We start from the raw sequence: 22,507 nt of genomic DNA, 5'->3' as shown, positions 1-22,507 counted from the left end.
TTTGGCTGTGCCTCGTACAATATTTGCCCATGCTGCGGGACTGAATTTGGGTATGATGACTCGACAGCCGCTCATTCCGATTTACGTGGAAAGTGGGTTTCTGAGGGGATGCAGTGGTGGAGCAAGCATCAACTCAAACCTAATGATTGGGATCCGATCAGGCAGCTAAAAAATAATTAACTGCTTTATTTTTGGTGCAAAAGTAATTTCAATTACGATTGAACCAAAGATTGCCGACCAATGGGTAAACGGGGTTGGACGGAAAGCTCTATATAGTCTGTAATCGATAAACCAGTCAAAACGGTTGTTACGAAAGATACTCGCTTTGGTACTGTGTCGGGGAGCCGCCTTAACGATCCAGCTACTGGGTATATCGCTAAGGATGGTTCTTGTGTGGTAAGAAATGATCGCACGGGAGCGATTGTCCAAGTCTCCAATAAAAAAGATCCTGAGTGGGTTGCACCATGGGACTGATTGCAGTTGAAGTGTCCGTTGAGGATTTAACTATTACACCTACATTGATGTGGAGTGGCATTCCTTTGTTTGATGTTGGCGATGGAATTAGGCTGGTCGAATACTGCAAAAATAACAATATTGCAATTCTTGGTATTGAGGGTTTTAAAGTCAAGGGAAACAAGAGGATTCCAGACATGGATTGTGTTGTTGACTTTTCTTCGTCATTAAATGAAATGAATTTCGCTTTGAAGTCGATAGGCGCGAGTCGAGCAATTATTGAAAGTATGAGTGGTAGTGATATTTTGATGGAGTTTGCGTTCGTTAGAGTTTAGATGGTGCAAAGGGCGCAATTGATCTAAGTGCACAAGCCTCTCTATCCGTAAGTAAGATTGCTGCTGGCAATGGTGATGCTGCGAAAGCATATAGAGAACAACAAAAAGCGTTGCTTCAACAAGGAAAGTTGCAAGAGGCAGTTGATATGGATATTAATGATATAAGAAGAAAGTTTGGGACTAAGTACGACGAGGCTATAGAACAAATGCAAGATCATGTAAAAGCTCTCAATCCTAACGACTTCATGCCAAAATAGGAGCTATTATGGATTTCGTTTTCAAAATTGGTTACGGCTTAGAAATATTCCAAAAAAAATACGATAGAGGCTACGTAAGGAAAGCTATAGGAGGTCAATGGAAAACCCATCCCAAAAGTGAGTTTACGGAAAACTCAATAGATACCTTCGGTGACATCGTCGCGAGAGCTTTTTATGATGCAAGTGATATTCTGACCGGTATAGAATTTAGTGCTTTAAAGGCAAAGTTCTGGATTAACAATTGTCAGTTTCTAGGGAAAACAATTGGGCAAGTAAAGTCTAGATTGTCCATTATGGAAATAGATTTTGAAGAGGAGGAGGATGAGACGGGAATTAACATATTAAACAATGCGGTCAGATTTTATGCCCCAGAAATGGATGATTTGGTGGATTTAGCTAAAATAGTATCTATCTATGTATGCATTGAGACTATCGACGGAGAATAGAGTATGCACGGGCCCCACGTAAAATTAGTGCAACATCTTGATCTCCGGTAAGGTGCTGCAATAGCTTATACAGGACTCAGCATTACAAACCAAGGAAGATCCTGATGATCACGCTGTTCTGCAAATCCGCTGCATTCCTTCTTAATCGCCCTCATTTACGGCGGTGCATCACCGCCCACAGACAAGATGCAGACCGAGCTCGCGAACTACCCCCTTCCTAAGCCAGCTGTCGCTGACAAAGGACTGGTCTATGTCATACGACCCAGCAACGTCGGGATGGCGGTGCGCTTCTACGTGTTCCTCGATAACAAGGAACCGGCTTCGCAAATGGGCTACAACCGTCGCAACCAATACATTTATTTTTACGTCGCCCCGGGCCAGCACGTTATCAGTTCCAAAGCCGAGAACTGGTCGGACCTGACTGTTTCGGTCAAAGCGGGGCAAATCGTTTACCTCAAGCAGGAAGTCGACATGGGCTCCGTGATGTCTCGCAATACCCTGAAGATGTCGAGGGCCGGTATTTGATCAAGGATGCGGCGCTGGCGACAATTGCCAAAGAAGACAAGTAAACCGCTTTATTGATGAGCGCCTTTTAGCAGCGAGTCAGGAGCCTGTACCCCCAGCCACGCTCCTTGCCGCCTACAGATGGCCGGCAAACCCCCAGTCTGCATGGCCGCACTTGGATCGCCAATACGATCTTTGTGCTCGGCAGCCAATGTGTTGGGATGGGCCGGCAGAACGCTCCTGATTCACGCCTAAAAAAGCCGGCATCGATGCCGGTTTATCGTAAGCGATCCACCACCTACACCTTCAAGACCTTTGGTTAACACCTGATGCTGTGCTCCCGGTTTCTTTCAGGAGCCAGCACCATGATGCGACCCAACGCCAAAGTCGAAAAGGTATACCTCTATCCCAAACCTGTGGATTTTCGAAATCCTCGATGGCCCATCGCAAAGCGCTCGAACCCAACGCCCATCGGCTAGTAGTACGCGTCTTCCGCTTTCATCCGACTGATCTGGCAAATAGTCAGCAAGGAGATTCCCATCAACAACAGAGCCACAATCAAAGCCCCCGTCATCATGTAGAACCCCGGAACCAAGCCAGGCAACTGATCCACAGTGCTGCTGATCGATGGTAGCCAACGGCAATACCGCAGCTGAATGGGGCTGCCGACATCGTATTGAATGCCAGTGCTGTAGCGTGGATCGAAGTATTCCCCTTCGTGCGACCTTGCCGAGTCGTCGCTATACCGATACTGGACAATGCCCGTCTGCGAGTTTCCTGGAGGCAGTTCCACCAACGTCACCATGCCCGTGGTTTCGGAGGCGTCTACCAGCAGTGCGGCATAACGAATGCCATCATTTTTGGCCATTACGGCGATGAACAGCGCGACGATACAAGCGATGGTGAGCATCAGGACACGGTTATAGAGATGGTCGCGCGCGGCTTCACGGGGATAGAACATGTGACGATCCTTCGTAGCTGAGAATTGATATTTAACCGATATAGATCGACTGGGGTATCAAAATCTTGAGAGCCCCTCGCATCGCCGATTGCTTGTAGGCCCATAAACCTCATCTAGCCAAAGATGGGCGGCGCGTTTACGAATGCAGTTGCGGCAGTTCCACGGCAGCAAGGCTTCGTAATCTTCAGCCGATGTCGCCAGTGGCAGCCGTTCTAATGCGTGGCGCAGCCACGCATATGGCTCTTGGCGGTTGGCTTTAGCCGTCTCGACCAAGCTGTAAAGTTGAGCACTGGCGGTCGCGCCCTTGTGCGTGTCGCTAAACAGCCAGTTCTTTCTTCCGATCACGAAGGGGCGGATCGCGCGTTCAGCGGCGTTGTTGTCGAGCGGCAGGTAGCCTTCCTCGACGTATCGCTCCAGCTTGCTTCAGTTACTGGTGAGGTAACTGATGGCTTTGCCCAGGGCATTCTGAGCGGTGACCTGTGGCTGCGTCTTTTCGATCCAACTTTTCAACTGAGCCAGTATCGGCAGGCTTTGTTCGTGACGACCGATCTTACGTTCAGTGTCGCCGAAAGCTTTTAGGTCGCGTTCGATGCCGTAAAGCTTGTTGATCAGATTCAGAGCAATATCTGCGCGCCCCGTTTTACCTTTGGGCTGCACTTTCTGTGCTTCAACGAATTTGCGACGCGCATGAGCCCAGCATCCTAAACGCTCAACTCCAGCTTGAGCGCCCAGTGCGTTGTAACCGGCATAATCATCGGTCATGCCGTAACCGCGATAGCCTTCGAGCAGGCGCGTCGGTACCTCCTGCGCTCGACTGGTGGAGTAGTCAAAAAGGATCACCGGCTTATCCGGTGGGCCGCCGGTTTGCACCCACATCCATGACTGGCTGCTTGGCTCGCGGTCAGGCTCATTCAACACTTGTACCCGCGTTTCATCACAGTGGATGACGCGGCTGGCCAACAGACTATCGCGCATCAGATTCAGTAGCGGCTGTAAGTGCGCGCCGCACTGGATGACCCAGCGAGCCAAGGTTTGGCGCGGGATATCGATGCCGTGGCGACCTAATACTTTTTCAAACCGATGAAGCGGCAAGCCATCTACATATTTGGTGGTCAGCAACATCGCCAGAACGCTCGGGCTGGCCATACTTTTTTCAATCAATTGAGCTGGCTTGTCCGCAGTGACCGGAGCGGCTTCGCAGTCGCGGCAACCATAGACTTTGCGGACGTATTTGATGACACGGATCTGCATCGGGACGATTTCAAGCTGCTCGCTGATCTCCTCGCCGATGGCGTGCTTGCGGCAGCCGCAAGTGCAAGTCAGCTCATGTTCGGGCAGTTCGTGGATGACCTCGATGCGCGCAAGGTCAGCGGGCAACGGCTTGCGCTTGCCACGGCGCTTGGCGGGTGCGACGACCTCTTCTTCAGTGGTCTCGCACGCCAACTCAACCTCGTGCTCCGCTTCATTGAACAACGCCATTTGAGGCGTTGCCGGATCCACGGCCTGCTCTGATTTTCGGCCAAACAGGCGCTGCCTTAGCAGTGCAACTTGTTCTTCGAGCACGCCCATCCTGGATTGCATCTTCGCAAGCATCTGCTTGAGCAACTCGGGATCATCAGGAGGGTTGTCGGGCACGAAATTCATGCCCTGGATTATACCGAATCAGGCCACGAATCGTGGCGTCAAAACCTGATGAGGACGGTTACGCCAGAGGTCAAAGCCGTCGAGCATCCAGTTGAGTTCCTGAACAGTCAGGACAATCGCTTCGTCCGTAAGCGTCCAGCCCAGCCACCTATGATTCCCCTCCGCCTCTCGCCACGCTGTGCCCTTCCACGAAGGAGCACACATGAAACCACCCGCCGGACTCACCGCACGGCGCGCATTCTGGGCCGAACATGTCCAGGCATGGCGCAACAGCGGCATGACCCAAGTTGCCTACTGCGAGCGGCACAAGATCAACACCAAATCATTTGGCTATTGGTTTCGAAGTCGCGAGCTGGAAAACGAGACCCTGACGATAGTGCCCATCGCCGTACGTGAAGTTGCCACGGCAAGCGAGCTGAAGCTAAGACATCCAAGCGGCTGGGAGCTGATATTGCCGTGCACGATAGATCCGGCGTGGCTGGCCCATCTGCTCCAGGAGATGCGCTGATGCTATTGCCTGCACAGGTCTGGCTGATTCTTGAACCGATGGACATGCGCCTTGGCATCGATGGTCTTTCGTCGCGCGTCCAACACGCGCTGGGAAGATCGCCGTGCGACGGCACCGCTTATGCTTTTCGTAATCGCCGAGGCAACCGCCTCAAGCTTCTTCAATGGGACGGCACCGGTGTCTGGCTTAGCCAGCGCCGTCTGCATGAAGGCACTTTTGTATGGCCTGTCCCTGGCGAAACAGTCTTCACATTGACCCAGGCGCAATGGCAGTGGCTGATCACTGGCGTTGACTGGCAACGATTGGAAGCTCGTCCGATGAGTGACTGGAGAGTGTAGAGAAATACTCTTTCATATCGTTCGCAGATAACGATAGTGTGGATTTTTTCAGTAAAATCCACGGATGCCAGTCGCCGATGAAATCGCCGCCCTCAATCTTGATCCCGCCCTGCGGGAGAGGATCATGGCCGCGCTTTCACAGCAGGTCGATGTCGATAAGCTACGTGCCCAGGCTCAACATGACGCGTTGAAAATCCAGGCATTGACCCTCGAACTTGCTCATTACAAGCGTATTCGGTTCGGCGTCAGAAACGAGGCGTTGTCGCCCGAGCAGCGAGACTTATTTCAAGAAACCGCCGATGCCGACTGCGCCGCCATTGAAGTAGAAGTCGAGGCACTCGTGCCTCAACAGCGAGCGCAGCGCTCTCGCGCCGGCCGTCAACCACTGCCGGAACATCTGCCACGTATTGAACATCGCCACAAGCCCGAGGCCTGCCGTTGCCCTGAATGCGGTGGTGAATGGGTAAAAGTGGGCGAAGACATCACCGAGCAACTGGATGTCGAGCCTGCCAAGTTCTTCGTGCATCGCCATATCCGTAGCAAATACGCCTGCCGACCCTGCGAACGTATTGTTTCAGCACAAGTGCCTCCCGCCATCATCGACGGCGGCCTGGCGGCTCCGGGACTGATTACCTGGGTGTTGATCAGCAAGTACCTCGATCATCTCCCGTTGTATCGCCTTGAACAGATCGCCCAGCGTGCGGGCGTCACACTGGCACGATCAACCTTGGCCGACTGGGTTGGCCGCTATGGATTTGCGCTGCAACCGCTGGCGGATCGATTGGCCGAGTTGTTGCGCCAACGCCTGATCCTGCATGCTGACGAAACACCGGTACAGCAACTTGACCCTGGCAAAGGCAAAACCAAGCGAGCCTATTTGTGGGTTTATCGCAGTAACGACCTGGATCCCGGGCCGGGGATTACCGTATTTGATTACCAGACCGGGCGCAGCGGTGCGCATGCACGCGCTTTTCTGGATGACTGGAAAGGTCATTTGGTCGTTGACGATTATGCGGGCTACAAAGCGCTATTTACTCAGGGCGTTACCGAAGTGGGTTGTATGGCACATGCACGGCGCAAGTTTTTTGAATTGCATGCGGCCAATCAAAGCGCGGTGGCTGCCGAGGCTTTACTACGGATCGCTCAATTGTACGAAATCGAATCACGGGGAAAAATGTTGACCTGTGATGCACGCAAACATCTGCGCACCAGCGAGGCGCTGGCCAAGCTGCAAGACATGCATGAGTGGATGCTATCGACCCGCCAAGGGGTAGCGAACGGCAGCAGCTTGGCCAAGGCGATGGACTACAGCCTCAAGCGCTGGGTGGCGTTGTCACGCTATGCCCGCAGCGGTGATTTACCTATCGATAACAACGCAGTTGAAAATGTGATCAGGCCTATAGCGGTGGGTAAGAAGAACTGGTTGTTTACTGGCTCTGAGCGAGCGGGATGCCGCGCAGCTGCGATCCAGAGCTTGCTGGCGACGGCGAAACTTAATGGGCTTGCCCCGTCGGCATGGCTGCGCGATACGTTGGAAAAGCTCCCGACATGGCCCAACAGCAGGATTGATGAGTTGTTGCCGTTGCGATGAGCGGCTGTTTGCAAGGAGGCTGGGCTGGACGCTTACCTTCGTCCGTCACGTCGGGCGACGTTTTGAAGCGTTCGGACTCAAGGCGCTTGAGCCAAAGGCAGAAGCCGTTTCGCTCCCAGTACAAGATCTTCACGCGGTTACGCGGCTTGTTGAGGAAAACAAAAAGGACTGGGTCAAAGACCGCGACCTTGATATCCAGCTCGACTAACGCAGCCAGGCCATCGATGGATTTTCGAAAGTCGACGGGCTTGGGGTAGAGATAGACTTTTTCGACTTTTGCATCGGGTCGCATCATGGCGAACGGGCTCCTGAGAGAATCGGGAGCACAGCATCGAGCATCAGATAAGCGCTTGGAATGTGGGGTTCATGGAGCGCTTACGGTTTATCAATCTAGGGAGCTGTTCAATCTGTGCCTTGATCCCTCGGAGCAGCGACCACATTACGTGCGTTAGCAAACCACCCCAACGCCGCCGCTCCAATCATCGTCATCACCACCGCCAGCAGCAAAATCACCCACTGCACCCCCAACGGCGCAGCGAGTACAGCCACCAGCAACCCGGCCAGCGGTTGCGAAAGATTATTCAGCAAGGTGATCACTCCCACCGTCTTGCCGAAATCCCGGGTTGGAATCACTCGCTGTCGAATGGTGCGTATATACACGTTGAACATCTTGTCGAACCCGACGATCAGCACAAACCCCACCACATAGCCCCCCAAGCTCGGGCTCAGTGCGGTGATGAATGCGCCTGCGGCAATCATCGAATAGGCGACCGCACCCATTACTCGCTGGGGCAACGCGACTCGGGCGAGGAGGAACAGAATCACGATGGTCGTCACCGCACCTGCCGCTTGCAGCACCGCGTAATCACCTTGCGCGGCGTCGTAGTGCCCGACCACCATCGCCGCTGAAGTGGTCAGGGTGACGCCGACGATCAAGTTGACCCCTACGGCCAGGGTGATGATCTTCTGCAGTTCGGCCAACGAGCGAATATGCCCGATAGAAATCCGCAGGGGCTGCAGCCAGATGTCCCGATGCTGCTCGAATACCTCCAGGCGGATGCGGCTGAGGCGTTGCCATACCCACATGCTCGCGTCGGCCAGCAGAAACAGCCCCGCCACCCACAGCACCACCCAGTGCCAGGCCCATACCTCGAGCAGCAGCGCTGCCAAGAGCGGTCCGAGCACCAGGCCGGTCTGGTCGGCGATCTGCGAGTAGGAGAGTGTTTTGGTGTAGCTGTAGTGCTGGAAAATATGCGGCATCAGCACTTCACGGGCCATGATGCCTTGGGTGGTCAGTACCCCGCACAGTGCCGACAGCGCGACCAGCCAGGCGATGCCGCCCAAGCATGCAAAAAGGATCAGCGTGAGCACGCAGAGCAACGCGCGGTAGACCTGGCTGATGTGGAGGAGCCTGATCGGTGAGAACTTGTCGCACAGCGCTCCGCACAAGGGAAACGCGAGGAAGCGTGGCAGCGATTCGGCGAAAAACGCCAGCCCTGCCCAGGCCGCGCTTTGGGTGCTCTGGAACACTACGAGCGGCACGATGAACAGCAGGATCTGATCGGCCAGCCGCGAGAGAAACAGCGAGGTGAAAAAAGCGAGGTAATCCTTGCGCATGCCTGCTTCCTGTCAGGGGGGAGAGCATCTATTCATCGTGAGCGAACGCTGCCTGGCTGTGCAGCTTAGCCATGATTGGGCGACAGGGGCACAGTGCGAGCCTTCAGGCTCGAGCGTACGGTGTGGCAAGGGCCGGTTTCATCTTCCCGGCCGGGGGTTATACCCGGTTTTCCATCGCTGCGAGCAAGTCGCAGGCTTCTTCGAGCAGCAGGTCGAACACTTCGCAGGTGCGGGAGAGGTCGGCGGGGTCGGCGCTGGTGAACGTGCCGGTGGTCAGCAGGCGCGCGAGGTGGTGAGCAGCCTGGACGCGGCGGGTGGCGTCTTCGTACAGTTCGACGACGGGGAGGGCGGTGTTGGAAGCGATGTGCGGGTTGTAGGCGGCCATGGTCACTCCATACGGATAAACAATGCCACACCTAGGAAGGGTGGCAGTTGTGAGAGGGTTCGCGGACCGGACACACCTAAGCAAAAACCGGCACACCCGAGGGTGTCCTTCTCACAACCGCCATAACACGATTGCACGTTCGCAGCAGCGCCATCCGAAGATGGCGCCGATGGACTTAGGGTAGTGTTCGGACCGCGACGTCCGTTCGCTGATTTGGCAGCGAGCGGCGACTATAGAGGCCCAAGTCACATCGGCAAAGAACGCAATCGCTACAAAATATTAGCAATATTTACCACTCGGTCCAGAATCCCGCGCCTTACTCGGCCACCATCAAATCCGGCCGACTGGTCTCCAGCGCCGCCTCGCTGATCTTGCCCTGCATCGAACCCGTCAACATGCCCTGGCTGGCAGCCTGCATCTCCTTGAGCGCCGGCTCTTCGGCAACACTCGCTCGGAGGTATCCAGCACCCGCTTGCCGGCGGCCGCATCGCTGCTTTCCGGCTGCCAGGCAGCGTGTTGCGCGTTCCAATAGCTGCGGCCGGACGTAGATGCCGTTGGCGTGCTCCAGTTCGATCGCAGGGTCCCGCTGCAACGTCTGCGCCAGCTGCTGCGGTGTCTGATGCAGGCTCTTTGGCGCTAATGCGCCGTAGGGAGCTCGGCGGCCTGGGCAATAACGTCAAGCCGATAGTGACTGAAAATAATCCATGCAAAGGTGGCTGTTTAATGGCACTTGGGCGACAATTGCCGTCCGCTTCAACCCCCCGACACTCACGTTACTGGTCGGATCGCCATCAAGCCCCGCCTGCCTTGGCCGATACATCTTTTTGAGTGGAACCTGCGATTCCGCGTCGGCGCGTGTCCGCCGTTTTACCCGAGACTGCCTTCATGACTAGCCTTTCCGACGACGACCGCGCCCAGGTGCTTTATGAGGCCACGGTGCAGTATTGGCAGCACATCCTCACGATTGTCCGGTTCGCCTTCTCGATCCATGTGGTGCTGTTGGTGCTGTTCCTGTTCATACAGGTGCCCGTGATGTTCCTGGGCAATGCCGTGAGTGTGCTGGTGTACGTGTGGTGTTTTCGGGAGATCAAGCGCAAGCGCTTTCAGCTGGCGGGCTTGTTGATGGGCATCGAGATCGTTGGCCACGCCATGCTGGCGACCTGGGTGCTGGGCTGGGAGAGCAATTTTTTTCTGTTCGTGTTCTGTGTGGTGCCGGTGGTCGCCTTCAGCTTCCAGCGGGCCAGGGCGCGGCGGGTGTGTTTGAACCTGGCGATCATGCTGGTGGTGGTCGGCGGCTTTGCCGGGCGTCGGCATATGGGCGGCGGCGCGCAGATCAGCCCGCAGCTCATGGACACCTTCGGGGTGCTCAATGCCTTGGCGGCCACGGCGTTGTTACTGCGCTCGGCGGCGCTGTCGGTGAGTTTCAGTTTGCAGATGCAGATGAGCCTGTTCCAGACCGCGCACTGCGACAGCCTGACCAACCTCTATACCCGTCGGCGGATCATGCAGCGCGTGCGGCAGTTGGGCGCGCAGCGGCATCAGCAGGAGGTGTCGGTGCTGATGCTCGATATCGACCACTTCAAGCTGATCAACGATGCTCATGGCCACGACGTCGGCGACGTGGTGCTGCAGCGCGTGGCACAGGCGATCACCGCCAGTGTGCGCACCACTGACATGGCGGCGCGCTGGGGCGGCGAGGAGTTTCTGGTGTTGATGCCGGGCACTTCGACTGCGGACGCGCAAGGGGTGGCCGAACGCGTGCTGGCCTGCATCCGAGCCGACGCCGGCGAGGTCACGGAGATGGGCGAGGGGCTGGCGCAGCCGTTGCAGGTGACGGCCACCTTGGCGGTGGCGACCCTGCAGCCCGGCGAGACGTTTCGCGAGGCGTTGAGTCGGGTCGATCACTTGTTGTATGAAGGCAAGCGGGCGGGCAGGGACCGGGTGATGGTGGCGGCGTGAGCAAGGAATGTGCAGACAATAAGGAGATTGCCCCCGCAGGGTGTTCAGCCCCATCCGCATCAGGCTAAATACCGGTTTGCCCGGCATCGCTCGGGCCCACCTGTCAGAGGCGTGTGTGTCGCTCCCAGAAAACCCTGCTGTCGTTTCCTCTGCCATCTCCTCCCCGGCGCCCAGTCGGCTGTGGCTGATGCTGTCGTTGATGGTGGCGATGGTGCTCGCCGCATTGGACCAGAGCATCGTGGCCACTGCGCTGCCGCGTATCGCGCGGGAAATGGACGGCCTCGAGGCGATGAGCTGGGTGGTGACGATCTTCCTGCTGACCTCGACCATCAGTACGCCGTTGTACGGAAAGCTGTCGGACCTCTATGGCCAGCGCCGATTGTTCTTGATCAGCATCGGTGTGTTCGTCGGCGCCTCGGCCCTGTGCGGGCTGGCCAGCAGCATGGGCCAGTTGATTGCGTTTCGCGGTTTGCAGGGGCTGGGCGCCGGCGGGTTGATGACGTTGTCACAGATCGTCCTCGGGCGGGCTGTGGAGCCGTCTCAGCGCGGACGCTATCAGGGGCTGTTTTCGGCGGCGTTCGCCATCAGCAGTGCGGCGGGGCCGTTGCTGGGCGGGTTTATCACTGCGCATTTCACTTGGCGCTGGGTGTTCTATATCAATGTGCCGCTGGGCGCGCTGGCCATGCTCGGGTTGATGCTCAATGTGCCGGCGTTGGCGCGCCAGGCCCGCGCGGCCATCGACTACAAGGGTGCCTTGGTGCTGTGCGTGGCGACTTCGGCGCTGTTGCTGCTGACCCACGCCTCGTCGCTGGCCCAGCAATTGGGCAACGCGGTGATGGTGTTGCTGGGGGTGATCGCCTTTGTCGGCTTCGGCCTGCTGTATCGCATCGAGCGCCGCGCTGAAGAACCGATCATCGACCCCGCGCTGTTCGCCAACCGCCGTTACAGCGTGGCGGTGGCGGCCATGGCGGGGATGTCGTTCGCGATGATGGGCTCGCTGGTGTTCATGCCGCTGTACTTCCAGGCGGTGCTGCACCAAACGCCGACCGAATCCGGTTTCATGACCTTGCCCCAAGTGGCGATGCTGCTGATCAGTTCGTTGATCGGCGGCTGGCTGTCGTCCAAACGGCAGAATTTCGTGCAGTTGCTGGTGGCGGGCGTTGCCCTCGAGTGCCTGGGCCTGACCTTGCTGCTGGTGTGGGCGCATCTGCAGATGGGCGCGGCGTATTTTTTCGTGACCATGGGGGTGCTCGGCATCGGCATGGGCATCGGCATGCCCAACGCCACGGTAATCGTGCAGAACTCGGTGCCCACGGCGGTGATGGGCGCGGCAACGGCGGGCATGTCGTTTTGCCGGTCGCTGGGCGGCGCGTTGGGCGTGGCGGCTGCCGGCGGCATCATGAGCTTTACCCTCAATCGCGAACTGGCGTTGCTGCCGGAGCAGTTTCAGCACATCAACCTGCTGGAAGGGCTGGGCGAAGTCAGTGGCTCGCCGACGCAGATGGCGCAGTTGACCGAGCTCTACCGGGGCGCGATCGAGGCGAGTCTGGGGACGGGTGGTGTGGTGATGTTCGTGGCACTGTTGTTGACCATCGGTTTGCTGCGAGCCAAACCGGCGAGTGCAACTGCTCACCGGTAGCGCAGCCCGCACGCTATAGAAGATGTGTACGCTTGAAATAGGGGCCTTGATCGGTAATGGTAGCGGGCACTGATCGCCTAGGGCCGCGCTGCCATGCTTATCGAACCTGTCACTCTGGATTTCCCCCAAGCCGATCTGGATGACCTGCGCGAGCGTCTGGCGCGCACGCGTTTGCCGGGGACCTTGCCGGGGCAGGGCTGGAGCGAGGGCATGGACCTCGATGTGCTGAGCGACCTGCTCGGCTATTGGGCGACCACATTCGATTGGCCGGCGCAGCAGGCGCGGCTCAATGAGTTGCCGCACTATCAGGCGACTATCGGCGAGCAGCGCATTCATTTTATCCATCAACCAGGCACCGGTCCCGCACCCTTGCCGCTGGTGCTCAGCCATGGCTGGCCGGGTTCGTTCCTGGAGATGGGCACTTCGCCGCGTTGGAGCAGCCGCAGTTGCTGGCGGAGGATATCCGCGCATTTTTCCGCCCGCTGCGCTAAGGGCGGAATTTGTTCTGCTGATCGTTGAAGTGGTGGCGTATTGCCTGCAAGCGTGCGATGGTTCAGGCCCCTAAATTTGCCATCAAGAGCAGGTTCAACCATGGGCTACCCCGCCAGCGTGCTGTGTTTCGTCGTTTTATCGATCGCTTCATCCTTCGCCGTTGCTACCGACCCCACCGCCGATCCGGGCAAGGCCTTGCAGAAGGCCGAGACCCTGGAGCAAAACGCTGCTTCACCCGAGCCCGCAGCGCCAGTGCCGAAGGCGCAAAGCCTGACCAAGGCCGAGGTGCAGGCGGTGGACCCCAAGGGCAAGGAATCGGTGGACGATGCCATTACCTGCCTGTCGCGCACCCTTTATTGGGAGGCCAAGGGCGGTAGCCCAGCGGATATGGAAGCCGTGGCCGAGGTGGTGCTCAATCGCCTGGGCCATGAAGGGTTCGCCGACACCGTGTGCGGTGTGGTCAAGCAGGATGCGCACAAGAAGAACTGCCAATTCTCGTGGTGGTGCGATGGCCGCCCTGATCAGGTCGTGGAGGAGGATCAGTACGTGGATGCCAAGGAGGTGGCGCGCAGGGCGTTGAATCAGCAGTTGAAGGACCGCACCAACGGCGCGCTGTATTTTCACGACAAGCGCCTGTCGCCCGAGAGCTTCAAGCGCTATGTGCGCACGGCGCAGACCGACAAGTTCGTGTTTTACAAGCCGCGCAAGGACGATGGGAAGTAAGTGACGCGACAATGAGCGCTTGCGGTGGTAGTGCCAGGTGCCGCGGGTGCTCCTAGGGTTTTGGGCCGGTGCAGCCAACCCAACAGGCAGCGGCTGATCACAACCCAGCGAGCGCATCCTTGAGATTGATCTCAGGCGCGAGGGTGTCTTGCAGGGTGAGTTGCGCTTCGAGTTCATCGAGATGTTCGAGCATTACCGCGATGGCCTGGGCCTGATCGCCGGCTTCCAGCGCCGTGATGATGTGCTGATGCTCGTCCGAGGCACAGGACGGCACGTCGTTGCGTTGATACAAGGCGACGATCAGCGAGCTGCGGACCATCAGGTTGGCGAGGATTTCACCGAGCACGCTGTTGCCGCAGATTTCCCCGAGCAGCAGGTGGAATTCACTGAGCACGCGCACGATCGCCCGACGATCGGTGGCGCTGGTGGCCTTGCGCTCATCTCTCATGTGCCGTGCGACGCGCTCGCGCTGCGCATGCATGATCGCCGGGGTGATGCACTCGACGATCGCCCGCTCGATGGCCCGACGCGCCGCGAAGACTTCTCGCGCCTCTCGGGCGCTGGGCTGCGACACCATCGCGCCGCGGTTGGGCTCTATGGTGACGATGCGTTGCATGGCCAGGCGCTGCAAGGCGACCTGAACGTGATTGCGGTTGGCGTGCAGCGTTTCGACGATCTGCGCCTCCACCAGTCGGGTGCCTGGGCGCAGTCGGTGCTGGGCGATGGCCTTGGACAGGACATCGACGATGCGCTGGACTTCGAGCTGCTTGGCGGTAACGATCGGGGAACTCATGTTTTCCTCTGGGACGGCCTTCACAACGAGCCGGCGGCGTGCAATCGCGCATTATCCGTCAGGCGTAGCTGGAGGCTCAAGTTCCACGCCCATGGCGCTGGCCACAAGCATGGGATCAATGGCGGTACCAGCGTCTTCGCCCCCATTCAGTGCGCCACTGCTCAGCCAAGGCTTTGCATCTGCACCGGATGAGGGCACAATCGCGGCCCTTATTTTCTTGCCGGGATCTATTTCCCTGCCCAGGCACACTTGCCGTCTCGCGATTGGAGTTGTACCGGATGCATGAACAGGCCCCCAGCGTTGAGCAACGCTACGAATCGACCCCGACCACACTGAGTCGCTGGGACCGTCAGGACACGACCTGGATGCTCGGCCTGTTCGGCACTGCCATCGGCGCGGGGACCTTGTTCCTGCCGATCAACGCCGGCCTGGGGGGCTTCTGGCCGTTGCTGATCCTGACGGTGCTGGCATTGCCGATGACCTTCTACGCGCACCGCGGGTTGACGCGCTTCGTGTTGTCCGGGCGCGAAGGCGGGGATATCACCGCAGTGGTCGAAGAGCACTTCGGGCTCAAGGCCGGCGCCTTGATCACGCTGCTGTATTTTTGCGCGATCTTCCCGATCCTGCTGATCTATAGCGTGGCCCTGACCAATACCGTAGGCAGCTTTCTGGAGCACCAGTTGCATATCGCGCCGCCGCCACGCGCGGTGCTGGCGTTGGTGCTGATCCTCGGTCTGCTGGCCATCGTGCGGTGCGGCGAGCAGGCCACGGTCAAGGTCATGAGCCTGTTGGTTTACCCATTTATCGTGGCCTTGGCGCTGCTGGCGCTGTTTTTGGTGCCGCACTGGACCGGCGGCATTCTCGCCACTGCCGGCGAACTGCCCTCAGGCTCCGCCTTTTTGCACACCTTGTGGCTGGCGATTCCGGTGATGGTGTTCTCGTTCAACCATTCACCGATCATCTCCTCGTTCGCCGTCGACCAGAAGCGCCGTCACGGCCAGCATGCCGATGAGCGCAGCGGCCAGATCCTCGGCCGCGCGCACGTATTGATGGTGGCGATGGTGATGTTCTTCGTGTTCAGCTGCGTGCTGACCCTGAACCCGGCGCAGCTGGCCGAAGCCAAGGCGCAGAACCTGTCGATCCTGTCGTACCTGGCCAATCACTTCAACAACCCGACCATTGAGTTCGCGGCGCCGCTGATTGCCTTCGTGGCCATCGCCAAGTCGTTCCTGGGGCACTACATTGGCGCCAGTGAAGGCTTCAAGGGCTTGATCCACAAGAGCGGCCGCCGCCCGGGCGCCAAGGCGCTGGACCGCATGACGGCGGCGTTCATGCTGGTGGTGTGCTGGATCGTGGCCACGCTGAACCCGAGCATCCTCGGCATGATCGAGACCTTGGGCGGCCCGGTGATTGCGGCGATCCTGTTCCTGATGCCGATGTACGCGATCCGCAAGGTGCCGGCGATGCGGCAGTACAGCGGGGCGATGTCCAATGTGTTTGTAGTCGCGGTCGGGTTGGTGGCGATTTCGGCTTTGGTGTATTCGTTGTTGTCTTGATAGCGCCTGGCTCGAGATCGCTTTCGCGGGCAAGCCTTGCTCCCATAGGTGCAGGCCTCCGATCTACTGTGGGAGACTCGCTGGCCTCTTCGCGGGCGAGTTCAGCTCAATCCTGAGGATGCGGCGCATGCAGATGCATCGCCGCCGCCTTGAGCAACTCCTTGGTATATGGATGCTGCGGCGCGTCGAACAGGTCATGGCTGGCGCCTTGCTCCACCACCTTGCCGTCCTTGATCACGATCACGTCGTGGGCCAGGGCGCGGACCACCGCCAGGTCGTGGCTGATGAACAGATAGGTCAGGCCGTGGCGTTCCTGCAACTGGCGCAGCAGCGCGACCACTTGTTTCTGCACCGTGCGATCCAGCGCTGAAGTCGGCTCGTCGAGCAATATCAGCGCTGGCTTGAGCACCAGTGCCCGGGCGATCGCGATGCGCTGGCGTTGCCCACCGGAGAATTCATGGGGGTAGCGGTGGCGGGTTTCGGGATCGAGCCCGACCTCGCGCAGCACCTGCACCACTTGCGCGTCACAGGCACCGGCCTTCATGTCACTGTGCACTTCGAGGCCCTCGCTGATGATCTGCGCCACCGACATGCGTGGGCTGAGGCTGCCGAACGGGTCTTGAAACACCACCTGCATCTTTTTGCGCCATGGCCGCATCTGCTTCTGATCAAGGCTGTGCAGGGCCTGGCCCTGGAAGTAGATCTCGCCCTCGGCATCCAGCAGTCGCAGGATCGCCTGACCCAGGGTCGATTTGCCCGAACCGGACTCGCCGACGATGCCCAGTGTCTTGCCGCGCTGGACGCTGAGGCTGATGCCGTCGACCGCCTTGACGTGTTGCCAGGGCTTGCGAAACAGCCCGCCGCCGAGCGCGTACCAGACCTTCAGATGATTGACCTGCAGCACCACCTCGCGCTCATCGCGCGGCAGCGCTTCGCCAGCAGGCTCGGCATCGATGAGCATGCGGCTGTAAGGGTGCTGGGGATGCTCGAACAAGGTGTGGCACTCGGCCTGCTCGACGATCTCGCCGGCCTTCATCACGCACACCCGCTGGGCGATGCTGCGCACCAGATTGAGATCGTGGCTGATCAGCAGCAGGGACATGCCCAGACGCCGCTGCAGGGCCTTGAGCAGGTGCAGGATCTTGCGCTGCACGGTCACGTCGAGGGCGGTGGTGGGCTCGTCGGCGATCAGCAGGTCCGGCTCGCAGGCCAGTGCCATGGCGATCATGACCCGTTGCCGCTGGCCTCCGGACAGTTCGTGGGGATAGGCCTTGAGGCGCTGCTCGGGGTTGTGGATGCCTACCAGTTCCAATAGCTCGAGGATCCGTGCGCGAGCGGCTTTGCCGGCCAGGCCGCGGTGAACCAGCAGCGTTTCGCCGATCTGCTTTTGCACGCTGTGCAAGGGGTTGAGCGAGGTCATGGGCTCCTGAAAGATCATCGCCACGCGGTTGCCGCGGATCTCCTGCAGAGTACGGGCGCTGGCGCCGAGCAGCTCCTGCCCGCGGTAACGGATGCTGCCGGTGCTGTGCTGGCCATTTTCAGCCAACAGCTGGAGGATCGAGTTAGCCGTTACCGACTTGCCCGAACCCGATTCGCCCACCAGCGCCAGGCACTCGCCGGCGTGGATATCCAGGCACAGATTGCGCACCACGGTGTGGCCGTTGAAGGCCACGCACAGGTCGCGGATCTCGATGAGATTGGCGCTCGGGTCGGTGTTGGCGTGCTGTTTCACGAGGGCGATATCCTGATCTAGGCGCGGGGGTCGAAGGCGTCGCGCAACGCCTCGCCGATAAATACCAATAGCGACAACAGCACCGCCAGGGTAAAGAACGCAGTGAACCCCAGCCACGGCGCCTGCAGGTTGTTCTTGCCTTGGGCGATCAACTCGCCGAGCGACGCGCTGCCGGCGGGCATGCCGAAGCCGAGAAAATCCAGCGCGGTGAGGGTCGAGATCGCGCCGGTCAGAATGAACGGCAGGTAGCTCAGCGTGGCGTTCATGGCGTTGGGCAAGATATGCCGCACGATGATCTTGCGATTGCTCAGCCCCAGCGCGCGCGCCGCCTTGACGTACTCCAGGTTGCGCCCGCGCAGGAACTCGGCGCGCACCACGTCCACCAGGGTCAACCAGCTGAACAGTGCCATGATCCCCAGCAACCACCAGAAGTCCGGCTCCACGAAACCGGACAGGATGATGAGCAGATACAGCACCGGCAGCCCCGACCAGACTTCCAGCACGCGCTGGCCGAACAGGTCGACCCAACCGCCATAGAAGCCTTGCAGAGCACCGGCGGCAATGCCGATCAGCGAGCTGATCACGGTCAGGGCGATGGCGAACAGAATCGACACCCGCGCGCCATAGATCACCCGGGCCAGCACGTCACGGGCCTGATCGTCGGTGCCCAGCCAGTTCACCGCAGTGGGTGGGCTCGGGGAGGGGCGGCTCAGCTCGTAGTTGGGCGTGTCGGCACTGAACGGAATCGGTGGGAATACCATCCAGCCGCCGCCCTGGGTGACCAGTTGGCGCACGTAGTCGCTGCGGTAATCGGGTTGAAACGGCAACAGGCCACCGATCTCCTGCTCGGTGTAGCGTTTGAAGACGGGAAAGTAATAGGTGTCGTGGAGCTTCATCACCAGCGGCTTGTCGTTGGCGACGAGCTCGCCGCCCAGGCTCACGCCGAACAGGAGGACGAACAGCCACAGCGACCACCAACCGCGACGGTTGTGCTTGAAACGCTCGAGGCGCCGGCGCGCCAGCGGGGAGAGCTGGAACAAAGAGGGGCGCGACATCAGGCGTTCCTCGCGGCGAAGTCGATACGCGGATCGACCAGGGTGTAGCAGATGTCGCCCACCAGTTTGATCAGCAGCCCGAACAGGGTGAAGATGAACAACGTGCCGAACACCACGGGGTAATCCCGGGCGACGGCCGCCTCGTAGCTCAGGCGGCCGAGGCCGTCGAGGGAAAAGATCACCTCGATCAGCAGGGAGCCGGCGAAGAACACGCTGATGAACGCCTGGGGCAGGCCGGCGACCACCAGCAGCATGGCGTTGCGCAAGACGTGGCCATACAGCACGCGCTGTTCGCTCACGCCCTTGGCGCGGGCAGTGACCACGTACTGGCGGGTGATCTCGTTGAGGAAGGAGTTCTTGGTCAGAATGGTCAAGGCCGCGAAGCCGCCGATCACCAGCGAGGTCACCGGCAGCACCAGGTGCCAGAAATAATCGGCGATTTTGCCCAGCAGGGTCAGTTGCTCGAAGTTGTCCGAGACCAGCCCACGCACCGGGAACCAATCGACCCCGGTGCCACCGCAGAACACCACGATCAACAGCATGGCGAACAGAAACGCCGGCATGGCGTAGCCGATGATGATCGCCGAGCTGGTCCACACGTCGAAGTGGCTGCCGTGGCGCACCGCCTTGCGAATCCCCAGGGGAATCGACACCAGATAGGTGATCAGCGTGGCCCAGAACCCCAGCGACAGGGTCACCGGCATCTTGTCGAGGATCAATTGGGTGACCGTGGCGCCGCGAAAGAAACTCTTGCCGAAATCCAGCACCGCGTAGTGCTTGAGCATCAGCCACAGGCGTTCGGGTGCGGGCTTGTCGAAGCCGTATTGACGTTCGATATCGGCGATCAGTTTCGGGTCGAGGCCGCGACTGGCCCGTGACGTTTGCGCGCTATCACCGCCGCTGCTGCCGACGCTCGTGCCGCCCAGGCCCTGCAAGCGGGCGATGGCCTGTTCGACCGGGCCGCCAGGTGCTGCCTGAATGATGACGAAATTGACCAGCAGGATGATCAGCAACGTCGGGATGATGAGCAGCAGCCGGCGCAGGATGTAGTTCAGCATCAGCGTGCTCCTTTTGTGCGTTCGGCCATCTGTGCATTGCTCAGCGGCGTGGGGCTGACCTCCCACCAGGTTTCTGGCGCGGCATCGTTACTGGCCTGGATTTTTGGAATGCCGAAGCGGTTCCACCACACCGTCGAGGTGCCTGGCGGGTAATAGTTGGGAATCCAGTAGTAATTCCATTGCAGCACCCGATCGAGCGCGTGGGCGTAGGTGGCCATGACCGGTTGAGTGGTAGCGCTGACCAGGCCCTTGAGCAATTGATCGACCGCTGGGTCCTGCAGTGCCATGTAGTTGCTCGAACCGGGATCGTTGGCGCCCTGCGAGCCATAGTAGTTGAGCAGCTCCATGCCCGGCGAGGACGACACCGGATAGCCGGTGACGATCATGTCGTAGTCGCGCGCCATCAGGCGGTTGAGGTATTGCGACGGGTCGATCCGGCGGATCTCGAACGTGATGCCGATCTGCGCGAGGATGCGCTTGTACGGTAACAACAGGCGCTCCATGCCGCCTTGGGCATTGAGAAAGGTAAAGCTCAATGGTTCGCCCTGGGCGTTGACCAGCTTGTCGCCCTTGGGCTGCCAGCCGGCATCTTCGAGCAGCTTGAGGGCTTGGAGCTGCTTGTCGCGGATAAATCCGGTGCCATCGGTTTTTGGCGCCTGGAACACCTGGCTGAAGACCTCATCGGGGACCTTGCCGCGCAGCGGTTCGAGAATTTTCAACTCGTCGGCGCTCGGCGGCGCGCTGGCGGCCAGCGCGCTGTTGGAGAAGAAACTCTGCTGGCGCAGGTACATATTGCGCATCATCTGGCGGTTGCTCCACTCGAAATCCCAGAGCATGGCCAGCGCCTGGCGCACCCGGCGGTCCTTGAACAGCGGGCGGTTGAGGTTGAACACGTAGCCTTGGGCCGATTGCAGGCCCTTGGTTGCCAGATGCGCGCGTTGCAGGCGACCGTCGTCGAGCGCGTCGCTGTTGTAGCCGATGGTGTAGCCGGTGGCGGAAAACTCGCGGTTGTAGTCATAGCCGCCGCCGCGCAGGACCTGGCGGGCGACGTCGATATCGCCGAAGAACTCCACCCCGAAATGGTCGAAGTTGTACATGCCGCGGCTGACGGGCAGGTCCTTGCCCCACCAGTCCGGGTTGCGCTCGAACGTGATGCTGCGGCCGTTGTCGACCTTGCCGACCCGATACGGGCCGCTGCCCAGCGGCGCCTCGAAGCCGCCGCCACCGGCGAAGTCGCGGTCTTTCCACCAATGCTCGGGGAGCACCGGCAGGGTCGCGAGGTCCAGGGGCAGGGTGCGGCTGTCGTTGTTCTTGAGGTCGAAACGCACTTGCCGATCGCTCTCGACCACCACGGCTTTGACGTCGGCGAACTGCGTGCGGTAGCGCAGGCTACCTTGGGTGATCAACAGATTGAAGGTGTAGCGCACGTCTTCGGCGGTGATCGGCGTGCCGTCGGCAAATGTTGCCCGTGGGTCGAGGATGAAGCGCAGCCACAGGCCGTCTTTGTCACGTTCGATGCCCTGGGCCACCAGGCCATAGACGGTATAGGGCTCGTCGAGGGAGCGCACCGCGAGGGGGGAATAGACCAGGCCGTCGATTTCGCTGACGCCGATGCCTTTGTCCAGATAGGGCAGCAGATGGTCGAACTGGCCGATTTCCATGGCCGAACGGCGCAGGCTGCCGCCCTTCGGCGCATTGGGATTGACGTAGTCGAAATGATCGAAGCCTGCGGGGTATTTGGCCGGCTCGCCGTAGACGGTCAAGGCGTGCAGGGGAGCGGCGATGGCAGGCGTCAGGGCCAGCAGGAGGACGGTGAACAGTGTGTGGGTAAAAACCGATCGCATTGTCTGCCTTGATTGGACGTTGACGGTGGCTGCCGGACACATCCGGACACAGAAGCTGCGACACCCATCATGCACGTCTAAGGCGACAAACGAAACGGCCCGCATCGAGGCGGGCCGTTTTTATTGCCAGTGCAGGATCAGTCCTGACGGCTGGTCACTTCCAGCAGGTGGTAACCGAACTGGGTCTTGACCGGGCCTTGCACGACGTTGATCGGCGCGCTGAAGACCACGGTGTCGAATTCCTTGACCATCTGGCCTGGGCCGAACGAACCCAGGTCACCGCCTTGGCGGCTGGAGGGGCAGGAGGAATTGGCTTTGGCGATTTCGGCGAAATCGGCACCGCCTTCGATCTGGCTTTTCAGCTCGTTGCATTTGTCTTCGGTGGAAACCAGGATGTGGCGGGCAGTGGCTTTGGCCATGGGGAGTTACTCCTTTCAGTTAAGGGGACAAGCCTACCGGATCGGGCGGCTGAATTACAGCCGCGAGAGAGCATGGTGTCTGTGCGAGATGGGTTGCTGCGCATGGCGCAATTGCAGACAAGCCTTGCTCCCACCGTGCACATAGCGCCACCGCCGTACATTTGTGGGAGCGAGCCTTGCCCGTGAAGAGGCCGGCCC

22 protein-coding genes and 2 pseudogenes are annotated in these 22,507 nt (G+C 59.4%); 12 read left to right on the top strand and 12 right to left on the bottom strand.

Annotated elements, in window-relative coordinates; all coding sequences use genetic code 11:
* Positions 1-333: 333 nt before the first annotated feature.
* From REH34_RS01465 to REH34_RS01450, 4 genes and pseudogenes are all read left to right on the top strand, one after another.
* A complete protein-coding gene (locus REH34_RS01465) occupies positions 334-474 on the top strand; it encodes a colicin E5-related ribonuclease (RefSeq protein WP_311970481.1) in 141 nt (46 codons plus the stop codon).
* Entirely contained in the window at positions 465-788 is a 324-nt protein-coding gene (locus REH34_RS01460) for a hypothetical protein (protein WP_311970480.1), read from the top strand. Before REH34_RS01465 ends, REH34_RS01460 begins: the two co-directional genes overlap by 10 nt.
* A gap of 265 nt (positions 789-1,053) precedes the next feature.
* The gene (locus tag REH34_RS01455) at positions 1,054-1,491 is read left to right on the top strand and encodes a hypothetical protein (RefSeq protein WP_311970479.1); all 438 of its coding nucleotides are present in this window, start codon (positions 1,054-1,056) and stop codon (positions 1,489-1,491) included.
* 186 nt (positions 1,492-1,677) lie between these two features.
* Positions 1,678-2,060 (top strand): annotated as a pseudogene (locus REH34_RS01450) (DUF2846 domain-containing protein).
* 410 nt (positions 2,061-2,470) lie between these two features.
* Here the strand turns inward: REH34_RS01450 and REH34_RS01445 are convergent.
* Together REH34_RS01445 and tnpC (REH34_RS01440) are read right to left on the bottom strand one after the other, a co-directional pair.
* Complete coding sequence (locus tag REH34_RS01445; RefSeq protein ID WP_311970478.1) at positions 2,471-2,956, bottom strand: hypothetical protein; 486 nt, start codon at positions 2,954-2,956, stop codon at positions 2,471-2,473.
* Between the two features lie 153 nt (positions 2,957-3,109).
* A pseudogene (tnpC, locus tag REH34_RS01440) lies at positions 3,110-4,549 on the bottom strand (IS66 family transposase); the annotation flags it as partial.
* Positions 4,550-4,802: 253 nt separating this feature from the next.
* Here tnpC (REH34_RS01440) and tnpA point away from each other — a divergent pair.
* The 3 genes from tnpA to tnpC (REH34_RS01425) all read left to right on the top strand — a co-directional run bounded on the left by tnpA (position 4,803) and on the right by tnpC (REH34_RS01425) (position 7,037).
* The gene (gene tnpA / locus REH34_RS01435; protein ID WP_311970368.1) at positions 4,803-5,108 is read left to right on the top strand and encodes an IS66 family insertion sequence element accessory protein TnpA; all 306 of its coding nucleotides are present in this window, start codon (positions 4,803-4,805) and stop codon (positions 5,106-5,108) included.
* Positions 5,108-5,446, top strand: coding sequence for an IS66 family insertion sequence element accessory protein TnpB (gene tnpB, locus REH34_RS01430; protein WP_311968880.1), 339 nt, complete (start codon positions 5,108-5,110; stop codon positions 5,444-5,446). Before tnpA ends, tnpB (REH34_RS01430) begins: the two co-directional genes overlap by 1 nt.
* Before the next feature lie 64 nt (positions 5,447-5,510).
* Positions 5,511-7,037 carry an IS66 family transposase gene (tnpC, locus tag REH34_RS01425; protein ID WP_311968881.1) on the top strand — a complete coding sequence of 509 codons (1,527 nt, stop codon included), beginning with the start codon at positions 5,511-5,513 and terminating at the stop codon, positions 7,035-7,037.
* Here tnpC (REH34_RS01425) and tnpB (REH34_RS01420) read toward each other — a convergent pair.
* The 4 genes from tnpB (REH34_RS01420) to REH34_RS01405 all read right to left on the bottom strand — a co-directional run bounded on the left by tnpB (REH34_RS01420) (position 6,940) and on the right by REH34_RS01405 (position 9,631).
* Entirely contained in the window at positions 6,940-7,329 is a 390-nt protein-coding gene (gene tnpB, locus REH34_RS01420) for an IS66 family insertion sequence element accessory protein TnpB (RefSeq protein ID WP_311972201.1), read from the bottom strand. The genes tnpC (REH34_RS01425) and tnpB (REH34_RS01420) overlap by 98 nt on opposite strands.
* A 110-nt stretch (positions 7,330-7,439) precedes the next feature.
* Entirely contained in the window at positions 7,440-8,654 is a 1,215-nt protein-coding gene (locus REH34_RS01415) for an MFS transporter (protein WP_311970477.1), read from the bottom strand.
* 157 nt (positions 8,655-8,811) lie between these two features.
* Positions 8,812-9,039 carry a hypothetical protein gene (locus tag REH34_RS01410; protein ID WP_226502803.1) on the bottom strand — a complete coding sequence of 76 codons (228 nt, stop codon included), beginning with the start codon at positions 9,037-9,039 and terminating at the stop codon, positions 8,812-8,814.
* Positions 9,040-9,355: 316 nt separating this feature from the next.
* Positions 9,356-9,631: a hypothetical protein gene (locus REH34_RS01405; RefSeq protein WP_311970476.1), complete on the bottom strand. Its 276-nt coding sequence runs from the start codon at positions 9,629-9,631 to the stop codon at positions 9,356-9,358.
* A 293-nt stretch (positions 9,632-9,924) separates the two neighbouring features.
* Between REH34_RS01405 and REH34_RS01400 the strand changes: the two genes are divergently transcribed.
* From REH34_RS01400 to REH34_RS01385, 4 genes are all read left to right on the top strand, one after another.
* The gene (locus tag REH34_RS01400) at positions 9,925-10,998 is read left to right on the top strand and encodes a GGDEF domain-containing protein (RefSeq protein WP_311970475.1); all 1,074 of its coding nucleotides are present in this window, start codon (positions 9,925-9,927) and stop codon (positions 10,996-10,998) included.
* A gap of 115 nt (positions 10,999-11,113) precedes the next feature.
* The gene (locus tag REH34_RS01395) at positions 11,114-12,637 is read left to right on the top strand and encodes a DHA2 family efflux MFS transporter permease subunit (protein ID WP_311970474.1); all 1,524 of its coding nucleotides are present in this window, start codon (positions 11,114-11,116) and stop codon (positions 12,635-12,637) included.
* A gap of 93 nt (positions 12,638-12,730) precedes the next feature.
* Positions 12,731-13,156 carry an epoxide hydrolase N-terminal domain-containing protein gene (locus REH34_RS01390; RefSeq protein WP_311970473.1) on the top strand — a complete coding sequence of 142 codons (426 nt, stop codon included), beginning with the start codon at positions 12,731-12,733 and terminating at the stop codon, positions 13,154-13,156.
* A 72-nt stretch (positions 13,157-13,228) separates the two neighbouring features.
* Entirely contained in the window at positions 13,229-13,852 is a 624-nt protein-coding gene (locus tag REH34_RS01385; RefSeq protein WP_226502799.1) for a cell wall hydrolase, read from the top strand.
* Positions 13,853-13,949: 97 nt separating this feature from the next.
* Here REH34_RS01385 and REH34_RS01380 read toward each other — a convergent pair whose 3' ends face one another.
* On the bottom strand, positions 13,950-14,645 hold the full coding sequence (locus REH34_RS01380; RefSeq protein ID WP_311970472.1) for a GntR family transcriptional regulator: 696 nt from the start codon (positions 14,643-14,645) through the stop codon (positions 13,950-13,952).
* Positions 14,646-14,923: 278 nt separating this feature from the next.
* Between REH34_RS01380 and REH34_RS01375 the strand changes: the two genes are divergently transcribed.
* Positions 14,924-16,201, top strand: a complete 1,278-nt coding sequence (locus tag REH34_RS01375; RefSeq protein ID WP_226502797.1) for a serine/threonine transporter — start codon at positions 14,924-14,926, stop codon at positions 16,199-16,201.
* Between the two features lie 106 nt (positions 16,202-16,307).
* On the opposite strand, the gene REH34_RS01370 is transcribed toward REH34_RS01375, so the two are convergent.
* From REH34_RS01370 to REH34_RS01350, 5 genes are all read right to left on the bottom strand, one after another.
* Entirely contained in the window at positions 16,308-17,933 is a 1,626-nt protein-coding gene (locus REH34_RS01370; protein WP_226502796.1) for an ABC transporter ATP-binding protein, read from the bottom strand.
* A gap of 17 nt (positions 17,934-17,950) precedes the next feature.
* The gene (locus tag REH34_RS01365; protein WP_311972200.1) at positions 17,951-18,973 is read right to left on the bottom strand and encodes an ABC transporter permease; all 1,023 of its coding nucleotides are present in this window, start codon (positions 18,971-18,973) and stop codon (positions 17,951-17,953) included.
* Positions 18,974-18,987: 14 nt separating this feature from the next.
* A complete protein-coding gene (locus tag REH34_RS01360) occupies positions 18,988-20,046 on the bottom strand; it encodes a microcin C ABC transporter permease YejB (protein WP_226502795.1) in 1,059 nt (352 codons plus the stop codon).
* The gene (locus REH34_RS01355; RefSeq protein WP_311970471.1) at positions 20,046-21,890 is read right to left on the bottom strand and encodes an extracellular solute-binding protein; all 1,845 of its coding nucleotides are present in this window, start codon (positions 21,888-21,890) and stop codon (positions 20,046-20,048) included. Before REH34_RS01355 ends, REH34_RS01360 begins: the two co-directional genes overlap by 1 nt.
* A 137-nt stretch (positions 21,891-22,027) precedes the next feature.
* On the bottom strand, positions 22,028-22,309 hold the full coding sequence (locus REH34_RS01350; RefSeq protein ID WP_226502793.1) for a peptidylprolyl isomerase: 282 nt from the start codon (positions 22,307-22,309) through the stop codon (positions 22,028-22,030).
* Positions 22,310-22,507 lie beyond the last annotated feature (198 nt).

Origin of the sequence: Pseudomonas baltica, assembly GCF_031880315.1 — a bacterium.
Taxonomy (GTDB): Bacteria; Pseudomonadota; Gammaproteobacteria; order Pseudomonadales; family Pseudomonadaceae; genus Aquipseudomonas.
This window is presented reverse-complemented; position numbering and strand designations above follow the sequence as displayed.

Excerpts from the sequence above, each read along its gene's own strand:
- REH34_RS01460 (WP_311970480.1), top strand. The coding sequence starts at position 465 with ATGGGACTGATTGCAGTTGAAGTGTCCGTTGAGGATTTAACTATTACA.
- REH34_RS01455 (WP_311970479.1), top strand. The coding sequence starts at position 1,054 with ATGGATTTCGTTTTCAAAATTGGTTACGGCTTAGAAATATTCCAAAAA.
- REH34_RS01445 (WP_311970478.1), bottom strand. The coding sequence starts at position 2,956 with ATGTTCTATCCCCGTGAAGCCGCGCGCGACCATCTCTATAACCGTGTC.
- tnpA (WP_311970368.1), top strand. The coding sequence starts at position 4,803 with ATGAAACCACCCGCCGGACTCACCGCACGGCGCGCATTCTGGGCCGAA.
- tnpB (WP_311968880.1), top strand. The coding sequence starts at position 5,108 with ATGCTATTGCCTGCACAGGTCTGGCTGATTCTTGAACCGATGGACATG.
- tnpC (WP_311968881.1), top strand. The coding sequence starts at position 5,511 with ATGCCAGTCGCCGATGAAATCGCCGCCCTCAATCTTGATCCCGCCCTG.
- tnpB (WP_311972201.1), bottom strand. The coding sequence starts at position 7,329 with ATGCGACCCGATGCAAAAGTCGAAAAAGTCTATCTCTACCCCAAGCCC.
- REH34_RS01415 (WP_311970477.1), bottom strand. The coding sequence starts at position 8,654 with ATGCGCAAGGATTACCTCGCTTTTTTCACCTCGCTGTTTCTCTCGCGG.
- REH34_RS01410 (WP_226502803.1), bottom strand. The coding sequence starts at position 9,039 with ATGGCCGCCTACAACCCGCACATCGCTTCCAACACCGCCCTCCCCGTC.
- REH34_RS01400 (WP_311970475.1), top strand. The coding sequence starts at position 9,925 with ATGACTAGCCTTTCCGACGACGACCGCGCCCAGGTGCTTTATGAGGCC.
- REH34_RS01390 (WP_311970473.1), top strand. The coding sequence starts at position 12,731 with ATGCTTATCGAACCTGTCACTCTGGATTTCCCCCAAGCCGATCTGGAT.
- REH34_RS01385 (WP_226502799.1), top strand. The coding sequence starts at position 13,229 with ATGGGCTACCCCGCCAGCGTGCTGTGTTTCGTCGTTTTATCGATCGCT.
- REH34_RS01380 (WP_311970472.1), bottom strand. The coding sequence starts at position 14,645 with ATGAGTTCCCCGATCGTTACCGCCAAGCAGCTCGAAGTCCAGCGCATC.
- REH34_RS01375 (WP_226502797.1), top strand. The coding sequence starts at position 14,924 with ATGCATGAACAGGCCCCCAGCGTTGAGCAACGCTACGAATCGACCCCG.
- REH34_RS01360 (WP_226502795.1), bottom strand. The coding sequence starts at position 20,046 with ATGCTGAACTACATCCTGCGCCGGCTGCTGCTCATCATCCCGACGTTG.
- REH34_RS01355 (WP_311970471.1), bottom strand. The coding sequence starts at position 21,890 with ATGCGATCGGTTTTTACCCACACACTGTTCACCGTCCTCCTGCTGGCC.
- REH34_RS01350 (WP_226502793.1), bottom strand. The coding sequence starts at position 22,309 with ATGGCCAAAGCCACTGCCCGCCACATCCTGGTTTCCACCGAAGACAAA.